This is a genomic window from Methylobacterium sp. WL19 (genome assembly GCF_008040005.1).
GTDB lineage: Bacteria > Pseudomonadota > Alphaproteobacteria > Rhizobiales > Beijerinckiaceae > Methylobacterium > Methylobacterium bullatum.
Map to the genome: position 1 here is coordinate 1 of NZ_VRVC01000153.1, position 10,813 is coordinate 10,813.

General features: G+C 69.7%; 11 protein-coding genes. 9 read left to right on the forward strand and 2 right to left on the reverse strand.

What is annotated here, in order from left to right:
* Window positions 1–519: 519 nt before the first annotated feature.
* The 9 genes from FV220_RS26445 to FV220_RS21930 all read left to right on the forward strand — a co-directional run bounded on the left by FV220_RS26445 (window position 520) and on the right by FV220_RS21930 (window position 8,606).
* The gene (locus FV220_RS26445; RefSeq protein WP_280940242.1) at window positions 520–642 is read left to right on the forward strand and encodes a hypothetical protein; all 123 of its coding nucleotides are present in this window, start codon (window positions 520–522) and stop codon (window positions 640–642) included.
* Window positions 643–778: 136 nt separating this feature from the next.
* Window positions 779–2,182, forward strand: coding sequence for a bifunctional UDP-N-acetylglucosamine diphosphorylase/glucosamine-1-phosphate N-acetyltransferase GlmU (gene glmU, locus FV220_RS21895; RefSeq protein ID WP_147833211.1), 1,404 nt, complete (start codon window positions 779–781; stop codon window positions 2,180–2,182).
* A 234-nt stretch (window positions 2,183–2,416) separates the two neighbouring features.
* A complete protein-coding gene (glmS, locus tag FV220_RS21900; protein ID WP_147833212.1) occupies window positions 2,417–4,243 on the forward strand; it encodes a glutamine--fructose-6-phosphate transaminase (isomerizing) in 1,827 nt (608 codons plus the stop codon).
* 188 nt (window positions 4,244–4,431) lie between these two features.
* Window positions 4,432–5,478, forward strand: coding sequence for an endonuclease/exonuclease/phosphatase family protein (locus FV220_RS21905; protein WP_147833213.1), 1,047 nt, complete (start codon window positions 4,432–4,434; stop codon window positions 5,476–5,478).
* A gap of 139 nt (window positions 5,479–5,617) precedes the next feature.
* Complete coding sequence (nthA, locus tag FV220_RS21910) at window positions 5,618–6,259, forward strand: nitrile hydratase subunit alpha (protein WP_147833214.1); 642 nt, start codon at window positions 5,618–5,620, stop codon at window positions 6,257–6,259.
* The gene (gene nthB / locus FV220_RS21915; protein ID WP_147833215.1) at window positions 6,256–6,924 is read left to right on the forward strand and encodes a nitrile hydratase subunit beta; all 669 of its coding nucleotides are present in this window, start codon (window positions 6,256–6,258) and stop codon (window positions 6,922–6,924) included. The genes nthA and nthB overlap by 4 nt, the downstream gene beginning before the upstream one ends.
* Window positions 6,921–7,256 carry a nitrile hydratase accessory protein gene (locus FV220_RS21920; protein WP_082473330.1) on the forward strand — a complete coding sequence of 112 codons (336 nt, stop codon included), beginning with the start codon at window positions 6,921–6,923 and terminating at the stop codon, window positions 7,254–7,256. The genes nthB and FV220_RS21920 overlap by 4 nt, the downstream gene beginning before the upstream one ends.
* Window positions 7,257–7,487: 231 nt before the next feature.
* Window positions 7,488–7,685, forward strand: a complete 198-nt coding sequence (locus FV220_RS21925; protein ID WP_018043714.1) for a hypothetical protein — start codon at window positions 7,488–7,490, stop codon at window positions 7,683–7,685.
* 117 nt (window positions 7,686–7,802) lie between these two features.
* Window positions 7,803–8,606 carry a DUF502 domain-containing protein gene (locus tag FV220_RS21930; protein WP_187273494.1) on the forward strand — a complete coding sequence of 268 codons (804 nt, stop codon included), beginning with the start codon at window positions 7,803–7,805 and terminating at the stop codon, window positions 8,604–8,606.
* Window positions 8,607–8,716: 110 nt separating this feature from the next.
* On the opposite strand, the gene FV220_RS21935 is transcribed toward FV220_RS21930, so the two are convergent.
* Both FV220_RS21935 and recG read right to left on the reverse strand, forming a co-directional pair.
* Entirely contained in the window at window positions 8,717–9,049 is a 333-nt protein-coding gene (locus tag FV220_RS21935) for a hypothetical protein (protein ID WP_147833216.1), read from the reverse strand.
* 300 nt (window positions 9,050–9,349) lie between these two features.
* The coding region (recG, locus tag FV220_RS21940; RefSeq protein ID WP_147833217.1) for an ATP-dependent DNA helicase RecG at window positions 9,350–10,813 on the reverse strand (1,464 nt) is incomplete at its 5' end.

The following is a 10,813-nucleotide window of genomic DNA, read 5'->3' on the forward strand; positions in this document are numbered from 1 at the left end:
GGCCAGGGCGGCGGTGCCGGGGAGGGAGAGGGCCAGCGCAGCGGCGCTCGCCTGCAAGAGAAGCTCCCGACGGCTCCGGTCCTGCGGTCCCGTCACCACGGGATCATTGGAGGAGGGTTCTGCCACGGCGCGGCGAAGTCCCGGAATCGTCGGCGTCATTGGACCTGTAATGTCGGCGCGGGAAGGCGCGGGGTGCGATGCGGTATGTCCCGGCTTTACCACGGCACGGCCTGAACCCAACCTTAAGCCGGAAAGAACCGAAACCGTTCAACGGAACGCGGATTTTCCGACGGGCGAGCGGCCGGCCAGCGCCGGGCACGGCAGGCGAGGGGGCTCGGACTGGCCGAATGGCCGCGCTTGTGACAGATTCCGTGGGTCGTTCACCTCACACGAGGCACCTCATTGGCCCTGATCCCATGCCCTGCCTGCGCGCGACAGGTCTCCGCGCAGGCCCTCGCCTGCCCGGGCTGCGGCCACCCCGGTGACGCCGCATCCCCGGCGGCAGGCGGTGTCACGCGCATGCTGGGAACCGTCGCCGGCACCTATATCTCCACCACCACCCTGGCGAGCCTGGTCCTCGGGGTCGTCATGTTCGTGTGTGTGGCCGCGGTGCTGATCACCCTGATCCTCAAGAGCCAGTGACCGCGACGGCGCGGACCGGACCTCCGTCCGCGCCTCCGGCTCGCCGGCCGGGCAGGCTTGCTACCCGGCAAGCCGCGCAGTAGCGCAGCCGGACGAGACGCGAACCGGCCCCCGGCCCGACAGCGGCGGAGAGACGATGACGGCGCAGACCCCCCATTCCACCGAGCCCGCCAGGACGGGCGGACGCAGCCTGACCGCCATCGTGCTGGCCGCCGGCAAGGGCACACGGATGCGCTCCGACCTGCCCAAGGTCCTGCATGCGGTGGCCGGACGGACCATGCTCGGCCACGTGCTCGCCGCCGCGAGCGAGGCGGGGGCGACCCGCATCGCCGTGGTGGTGGAGCCGGGCCAAAAGGCGGTCGCCGCCGAGATCGCCCGCGCGGCGCCCGGCGCCTCGGTCCATCCGCAGGTGGAGCGCCTCGGAACGGCCCATGCGGTTCTGGCCGCCCGCGAAGCCCTGGAAGCGGGCTCCGACGACGTGGTGATCGCGTTCGGCGACACACCCCTCATTACCGGGGCCACCCTCGCCCGCCTGCGCGCGCCCCTGGCCGAGGGGGCGGCGGTGGCGGTGCTGGCCTTCACGGCGGAGACTCCCACCGGCTACGGACGGGTGCTGACGGAGGGCGGGCGCGTGCTCGCCATCCGCGAGGAGAAGGATGCGAGCGCGGAGGAACGCGCCGTTACCCTGTGCAATGCCGGCCTCATGGCCCTCTCCGGCCCCCATGCCCTCGCCCTGCTGACGCGGATCGGCAACGCCAATGCGGCGGGCGAGTACTACCTGCCGGACGCCGTCGCCCTCGCCGTGGACGACGGGCTCGACGTGGCGGTGGTGCCCGTGGACGAGGCCGAGGCGCAGGGCGTCAACGACCGGGTCCAGTTGAGCGTCGCCGAAGCGACGATCCAGGCGCGCCTGCGCCGCGCGGCCCAGATCGGAGGGGCCACGCTGGTGGCGCCGGAAACGGTTTTTCTGAGCGTCGACACGGTGTTGGGCCGGGACGTTCTCGTGGAACCTCATGTGGTGTTCGGCCCCCACGTGACGGTCGGCGACCATTGCGTGATCCATGCCTTCTCGCATCTCGAAGGCGCGACCCTGGCACAGGGCGTCCATATCGGCCCCTATGCGAGGCTTCGCCCCGGCGCGGTGCTGGAGACGGGCTCCCGCATCGGCAATTTCGTCGAGATGAAGAACGCCCGCCTCGGCGAGGGCGCCAAGGCCAACCACCTGACCTATCTCGGCGATGCCGAGATCGGGCCGGGCGCCAATGTCGGGGCCGGCACCATCACCTGCAATTACGACGGGGTGAACAAGCACCGCACCGAGATCGGGGCCGGGGCCTTCATCGGCTCGAACACCGCCCTGGTGGCGCCCGTGAGCGTCGGGGCCGGCGCCATCGTCGGCGCGGGCTCGGTCATCACCGCCTCGGTGCCGGCCGATGCCCTCGCCATCGCCCGCAGCCGCCAGCGCATCATCGAGGGCATGGCCGGCGGGATGCGGGCGGCACTGCAGGCGATGAAGGCGTCTCGATCCAAGAAAAACTAGTCTCTTCAGTATTTTGCTAACAAGTGTGAATGTAGGCGTTGAGCCAAATTCGACCTCGGATATGGCATGACGGCAGGAGCCCTGGCCGGATCGTGTTCCGATCCGGTACAAGGCCCTTCCAGAAGGCTTGGGCCGCTCCTTGCGTGGGCCACCGCCAATATCCCGGTCGGAGACGTCGGAAGCCTGTCCCGCTTCCGCCATTCCGGCCCGGCCCCTCGTGTGAGAGAAGCGACCATGTGCGGAATCGTTGGCATCGTCGGGCATGAGGCGGTGGCGGGACAGGTGGTCGAAGCCCTGCGCCGCCTCGAATATCGCGGCTACGATTCGGCCGGCGTCGCCACCCTGGCCCATGGCCGGCTGGATCGCCGCCGTGCCGAGGGCAAGCTCTCCAACCTCGAACTCAGGCTGCGCGACGAGCCGCTGCCCGGCGCCATCGGCATCGGCCATACCCGCTGGGCCACCCATGGCCGCCCCAACGAGACCAATGCCCACCCGCATGCCACGGCGCGGCTGGCGGTGGTCCATAACGGCATCATCGAGAACTTTCGCGAGCTGAAGGCCGAGCTGCAGGCCAGTGGCGTGCGCTTCGAGAGCGAGACCGACACCGAGGTCGTGGCCCAGCTCGTCAGCGCCGAGATGGACAAGGGGCTGGGCCCGGTGGAGGCCGTGGCCGCTGCCCTGCCGCGCCTGCGCGGCGCGTTCGCGCTGGGCTTCATCTTCACCGGCTACGACGATCTCCTCATCGGCGCCCGCCACGGGGCGCCCCTGGCCATCGGCTTCGGCGATGGCGAGACCTATCTCGGCTCGGACGCCCTGGCGCTGGCGCCCTTCACCGAGGAGATCACCTATCTGGAGGAGGGCGACTGGGCGGTGCTGACCCGCGAGGGCGCCGCGATCCGCGACATCGACGGCAACCCGGTCTCGCGCCAGCGCCAGCGCATCGTCGCCCAGGCCTACCGGGTGGAGAAGGGCAACCACCGCCACTTCATGGCCAAGGAAATCCACGAGCAGCCCGAGGTGGTGGGCCGCACGCTGGCCCATTACGTCGATCTCGCCAACGGCCGGGTCGCCCTGCCAGAGGCGCTGCCGTTCGATTTCAAGGACCTCTCGCGGCTCTCGATCACCGCCTGCGGCACCGCCTATTATGCAGGGCTGGTGGCGAAATACTGGTTCGAATCCCTGGCGCGGCTGCCGGTGGAGATCGACGTCGCGTCCGAGGCGCGGTACCGCGAGCCGCCCCTCGACACGGCCGGCCTGACCCTCGTCATCTCGCAATCGGGCGAGACCGCCGACACCCTGGCCTCCCTGCGCTACGCCAAGAGCCAGGGCCAGCACACCCTGGCGGTCGTCAACGTGCCGACCTCCACCATCGCCCGCGAGGCCTCGGCCGTGGTGCCGACGCTCGCCGGCCCCGAGATCGGCGTGGCCTCCACCAAGGCCTTCTCCTGCCAGCTCACGGTGCTGCTGTGCCTCGCCATCGCGGCGGGCCGGGCGCGGGGCACCCTGAGCGCCGAGCGCGAGCGCGAACTCGTCGACGCGCTCATCACCGTGCCGGGCCTGATGGCGGACGCGACCAAGCTGGAAGGCGAAATCGAGCTCCTCGCCCGTGAGGTCTCGAAGGCCCGCGACGTGCTCTATCTCGGCCGCGGCACCAGCTACCCGATGGCCCTGGAAGGCGCGCTGAAGCTGAAGGAGATCAGCTACATCCATGCCGAGGGCTACGCCGCCGGCGAGCTCAAGCACGGCCCCATCGCTCTCATCGACGAGAGCGTGCCGGTCATCGTCATCGCGCCGCACGACGCGATCTTCGAGAAAACGGTGTCGAACATGCAGGAGGTGGCCGCGCGCGGCGGGCGCATCATCCTCATCGGCGACGCCAAGGGCGCGGCGGCCGCCGGCCTCGACACCATGGCGACGGTGACCATGCCCGACCTCGACCCGGTCGTGTCTCCCATCGTCTACGCCGTGCCGATCCAGCTCATCGCCTACCACACGGCCGTGTTCATGGGCAAAGACGTGGACCAGCCGCGCAACCTCGCCAAATCCGTGACGGTCGAATAGGCCGGAACCGCCACCGGAATCCGTCGATTGTCAGGCGCGCCTCGAAACGGGGTCGCGTGGCGGTCGAAGCGGGGGTCGCATGGCGGTCATACGGGGCCGCGTGGCGGTCGCGCGAGACGACGCGGCAGGCCCCTTGAATGGCCCGGTTGGGCGGCTCCATGACGGGCGCACGGCGGCGGAGACCAGGTTTGACGTATCTCACGCTCGCCCTGCAGGGCATCGCCGGTCTGCTCGTGGCAGCGACGGTGCTGCCCCTGATCGAGACCAATCTCGGCTTCGTCCGCAGCCTGGACTTCCCCCGGCTGCAGATCGCGGTGGCGCTGGCGGCCTGCCTTTCCGGCCTCCTTCTGGTCTCCAGGGACACGACCTCCCTCATCCTCGCCCTCGCCATGGCGGCGGCTTTGGTCATGCAGGTCCGCTTCATCCTGCCCTTCACCCCGCTCGCCGCCACCCAGGCGAAGGCGGCCAAAGCCTGCGAGCCGGGAGCCCGGCTCAGCCTCGTGGTGCTCAACGTCCTGCAGACGAACAGGAATTACGGCGCGGCCCTCGATCTCGTCACGCGTCGCTCGCCCGATCTCGTCCTGCTGCTGGAGACCGATTCCGCCTGGCAGGAGGCCATGGCTCCGTTGCGCGCGCTCTACCCGAACCGGGTCGAGCAGCCACAGGACAACACCTACGGCCTGCTGTTCTATTCCCGCCTGCCCCTGCGCGGCCCCGAAATCCGCTTCCTGCTTCAGGACGACGTGCCGTCGCTGCGCACACAGGTGGTGCTGCCGGACGGGGAGACGGTGAGGCTCCATGGCCTGCATCCGCGCCCCCCGCATCCCGGCCATAGCAGCGCGCCGCGCGACGCCGAGCTGGTGATCGTCGCCCGCGAAGTCGCGGAAGCGCCGGGTCCCACCATCGTCGCCGGCGACCTCAACGACGTGGCCTGGTCCCGCACGACTCAATTGTTCCAGAGTATCAGCGGCTTGCTCGATCCGCGCCGGGGCCGCGGCCTGTTCGCGACCTTCCACGCGCAATGGCCGGTGATGCGCTGGCCCCTCGACCATGTCTTCTTCAGCGAGCACTTCCTGCTCGGCCACATGGAACGGCTGCCCGGCGTCGGATCGGACCATTTCCCGATCACGGTCAGCCTCTGCGCCGCGCCGCAGGCCCCCGTCCGGCAGGAGAAGCCCGAGGCCACCGCCGAGGATCACCGCGATGCCCAGGAGGCCATCGAGGCCGTGCGCTGAGGCTCTGCGAGGTGGTGTCGACACGGTGCCTCTCCGGTATCAGACTGGCGCTCGCACATCGCCCGGTGCGCCCCGTGCTTGCCGGCCTTCGGGCCGGACGACCGACTTGAAAGCCGTTCCGGGCACAGGACGAGACGCCATGGCGCACGATCACGACCATCACCACGACCACCCGGACCACGCGCATGGCAGCAGCCTCACCCCCATCGAGGCGCGGGTGAGGGCGCTGGAATCGCTGCTTCTGGAGAAAGGCTACGTCCAGGCCGACGCCCTCGACGCGCTGGTCGAGATGTACGAGACCCGCATCGGCCCCCATAACGGCGCCCGTGTCGTCGCCCGCGCCTGGACCGATCCGGCCTATCGCGAACGGCTCCTCGCCGACGGGACGCCGGCCATCGCGGAACTCGGCATCGGGGGACGCGGCGGCGAGCATATGGTGGTGGTCGAGAACACGGCCGACAGCCACAACCTCGTCGTCTGCACCCTGTGTTCCTGCTATCCCTGGCCGGTGCTCGGCCTGCCGCCGGTCTGGTACAAGGCGCCGCCCTACCGCGCCCGCGCCGTCCTCGACCCGCGCGGGGTCCTCGCCGAGTTCGGTCTCACCCTTCCCGAGGCGACCCGCATCACCGTGTGGGATTCCACCGCCGAGACCCGTTTCATGGTCCTGCCCCTCCGCCCCGCCGGCACCGAATCCCTGAGCGAGGCCGAGCTCGCCGCCCTGGTCACGCGCGATTCCATGATCGGCACCGGGCAGCCGCTCACCCCGGAGACGGCCCAATGAACGGCGCGCAGGATCTCGGCGGCGCCCACGGATTCGGCACCGTCATGCCGGAGGCGAACGAGCCGGTTTTTCATTCGGAATGGGAACGGCGTGTCTTCGCCCTGGCTCTGGCGGTGGGCTATACCGGTACCTGGACCCTGGACGGCAGCCGCGCCGCGCGGGAATCGCTGCCCCCGGCGGAGTACCTGTCGGCGAGCTATTACGAGATCTGGCTCGCTGCCCTCGAAGCGCAGATCGTCGCGCATGGCCTTGCCACGCAAGAAGAAATCGCTGCGGGCGCCAGCGCCGGGCCGGCGAGCCCGGTCAAACGCGTGCTGCGCGCGGAGGAGATCCCGCCCCGCTTTTCTGCGGGATTCCCCAGCGACCGGCCGCCGGATGCGCCGGCTCTATATGCGGTACGCGACCCCGTCTTGACCCGCAACGACCACCCCATTGGCCACACCCGCCTACCCCGTTACGTCCGGGGCCGGCGTGGCGTCATCGAGCGGATCCACGGCGCCTTCGTCCTGCCCGATGCCAGCGCGGAGCGCCGGGATGCCCCGCCGCAATGGCTCTACACAGTGGGGTTCGAGGCCACTGAGTTGTGGGGGGCGAGCGCCGACCCGGGCGGGCGCGTCACCGTGGCCGCCTTCGAGGGATATCTCCTGCCGGGGACGCCACAATGACCGCCATGTGCCGGCCCGACGATCCGGGACCGTTCGCGGAACCCTGGGAGGCGCAGGTCTTCGCCCTGGTGGTCGCCCTGCAGGAGCGGGGCCTGTTCACGCAGGAGGAATGGGCGCGCGCCCTCGGGCGCACCATCCGGCCGGAGGGGAAGCCGGAAGCGGCGGCCGATTACGGACGCTGGCTCGCGACCCTGGAAGCCCTGCTCGCCGAACGCGGCGTCACCGATTCCGCGAGCGTCCAGGCCCGCAGCGACGCCTTCCTGCGCGCCGCTGCCGCGACCCCGCACGGCGAACCGATCCGGCTGGCCAACGACCCGCATCCGTCGCCCTGAGGACACCCAGCCCCCGGACGGGGCTGGGCGACCGCCTATGACATGCCGCTGACGGCGGGGTAAGGTTCTGAACCTCCTGCGTTTCTGGATCCCGGGCTCCGCGACGCGGCCCCGGGACGACGGGTTGCCGGCACAGGCCTTCCGCGCCTTCGCGTCACGTCATGGATCTGGCACAAGCAGCGTCGGCGGGGCATCCTGCCACTTCCCTCCCCGACGAGAACGGACACGACCATGGCAACGCCGCGCGACCTCAAGGTCCAGATGGCCGGCGAGACCCGCGCCCGCGAACGGGCCCAAGCCCTGGCCTCGGCCAGCGCCGTGCGGGCTCAGCGCGCCGAACTCGCCCTCAAGGAGGCCCTGGCGGAGCGGGATGCGTGGAAGGAGAGGGCGCTGGCGGCAGAGGCGGCGCTCGGCGAGACCAAGCCGTGATCCTCGGCCTCGGATCATCCGGGGCAGGGGCGCTTCCTCGCGCTTGAGGTGACACGCCCGACCCGCTAACCCTTGTCATGCAGGCTGACGATCGGCCTCCCACGAGACAGGCCGCCCGTGCGCGAAACGCTCACCCCGTTGCCGGAACCAGACCCCGCCGGAGCACGGCCGCCGCCTCGGGTGAGCAAGAAGAGCCGCCTGCGGACCTACTTCCTTACCGGCATCATCGTCGCCGGGCCGCTGGCGATCACGATCTACATCACGTGGTGGTTCATCAGCCTCATCGACGGCTGGGTGAAGCCCCTGGTGCCGGCGAGCTACCTGCCGGACCATTACCTGCCCTTCTCGATTCCGGGCATCGGCCTCGTCATCGCTTTCATCGCCGTGACGCTGCTCGGCTTCCTCACCGCCAATCTCGTCGGCCGCAGCGTGGTGGAGTTCGGAGAGGTGCTGCTCGCGCGCACCCCGGTGATCTCGGGCCTCTACAAGGGTCTGCGGCAGATCTTCGAGACGCTGTTCTCGGCCAACGGCACGTCGTTCCGCACCGTCGGCCTGGTCGAATTCCCGGTGAAGGGAACGTGGTCGGTGGTGTTCGTCTCGGCCCCGGCCGGCCCCGACGTGCAGACGGCGCTCGGCGAGGAGAACGACCATGTGGGCGTGTTCCTGCCCTGTGCGCCCAACCCCACGACGGGGTTCTTCTTCTACTTGCCGCGGGCGGACATCATCGAAGTGCCCATGAGCATCGACGACGCGGCCAAGCTGGTCATGTCGGCGGGGGTCATCCAGCCGGAGGACCCGCAGGTCAGGCTGCAGGCCATGGCGGCGTCGATCCGTGCGGCTCAGAACGGGCAGGCCACCGGGCCGGAGGCGGCGCTCGAAGCCTCGTCCCGTCGCCAGGAGAAGCTCGTTAGCACGGAGTGAAACGCTCGCCCATGCAGGGTTGCCGGTGCAAGTCTTTGGGCAGGGACGTCGACCCGACGCACATCTCCCGAACAGCGAATCCGCCTTTCGGGAGCCCTGCTCGAACGCGCCTAGTTGTGGACCGTCATCGAGGCCTTCTCGATGGGCAGCGTCGGCGGCGAGGCATCGGCGACATGGCTGTTGGCGTGCGGGGCCATCGTGGAACCACCCCAGCCCATGGCGATCTGGGCGGTGACAGCCACCAAGAGTAGGACCATCAGGGCATTCGCCGCGATCTGGAAGGGGCGGGCGGATTGACGGACCGCGAGGAGGACATCGTCCGTCGTCTTCAGCGCGGGCTCCTTGCCATCCGAGATCGGAAGCAGCCAAGGCTCGCTCGGAAGGGCGTGGACGCTCCCCATTTCATGGGCACCCGGTAGGTTTTGGAACAGTCCGGCAGACATATCCATCCTCCTGAATTCTGTGTGGCAGCCCAGTCTGGCGGGCTGTTCGTTCATGTTCAGTTAAGGGGAGAATACGTTCATTTCAAGTTCAGGAAGTCCGTGCGGCACCGCACAACGGCTCGGGGAAAGAGGTCCGGAAGTCAGCCTACCCTTTGAAAGATAAGGGATTTCCGGCGTTCCGCGGCTGCGGTGCCATGGTTCGTGAAGCTGAACTGCGCAGACGTCATCGGGGGTCGATTCGTCGCTTTTGTGGCGATGCGTTCAGGTTTGGCGCGGGGCTCGTTCAGCCGGCGAATCGGCTCAGCCGGCTCCGAGCAACCGAATCGCCGCGTCCCGTTCGAACAGGTAGAGCAGCACCCGGAGTGCTCTGCCACGCTCGGATCTGAGGCCGGGATCGCGCTCGACGATGAGCCTGGCATCGTCACGGGCCACTTCCAGCAGGCTGGCATCGCTCTCCAGATTCGCGAGGCGGAAGGCAGCCGCGCCCGATTGCCGGGTGCCCAGCACCTCCCCCTCGCCGCGCAGGCGCAGATCCTCCTCGGCGATGCGGAAGCCGTCCTCGGTCTCGCGCATCATTTCGAGGCGGGCACGGGAGACCTGTCCCAGCGGCCCGCGATAGAGCAGCAGGCAGGTCGAAGCCTTGGCCCCGCGCCCGACCCGACCGCGCAGCTGGTGCAATTGCGCGAGACCGAAGCGCTCGGCATGCTCGATCACCATGATCGTCGCCTCCGGCACGTCGACGCCCACCTCCACCACCGTGGTGGAGACCAGGATCTTCGTCTCGCCGGCGGCGAACCGCTCCATGGCGGCATCCTTGTCCGGCCCCGGCATCTTGCCGTGGATCAGCCCGACGGCGTCACCGAATTCCTGCCGCAGGTCGGCGAAGCGGTCCTCGGCGGCGGCGAGGTCGACATATTCGGATTCCGCCACCAGCGGGCAGATCCAGTAGACCCTGTCCCCGGCGGCAAGCGCCCGGCCGAGCCCCATCACCACCTCGTCGAGCCGGTCGATGGAGACGAGGCGCGTGGCGATGGCTTGGCGGCCGGCCGGCTTCTCGTCCAGGACCGAGACGTCCATGTCGCCGAAGCAGGTCAGCGCCAGGGTGCGGGGGATCGGCGTCGCGGTCATCACCAGAATGTCCACCGCCGCCCCCTTGGCGCCGAGCGCGAGGCGCTGATGGACGCCGAACCGATGCTGCTCGTCCACCACGGCGACGCCGAGATCCTTGAAGATCACGCTGTCCTGGAACAGGGCATGGGTGCCGACCACGATATCGATATGGCCATCGGCGAGGTCGGCGAGCGTCGCTCGGCGCTCCGAAACCTTGTCGCGCCCTGTGAGGAGGCGCAGACGCACCGAACCGACCAGCCCCGTCAGGCGCTCGAAATGCTGGCGCGCCAGGATCTCGGTGGGCGCCATCAGCGCCGCCTGCCGGCCGACCTCCACAGCCGAGGCCATGGCCAGCAGCGCCACCGCCGTCTTCCCCGAGCCGACATCGCCCTGGAGCAGGCGCAGCATGCGCCGGTCGGAGGCGAGGTCGGCGCGGATCTCCTCGACGGCCCGGGCCTGGGCGCCGGTGAGCGCGAAGGGCAGGGCGGCTTCGATCCGGTCCTTGAGGTGCCCGTCCCCGGCATTGGCCCGGCCGGGCGCGCGGCGGTTGCGGGCGCGCATCAGGGCCAGGGCCAGCTGCGAGGCGAGGAGTTCGTCATAGGCGAGCCGCCGCCGCGCCGGGGTGCGGGGCGTGATGCCGTCGCTCGCCGGTGC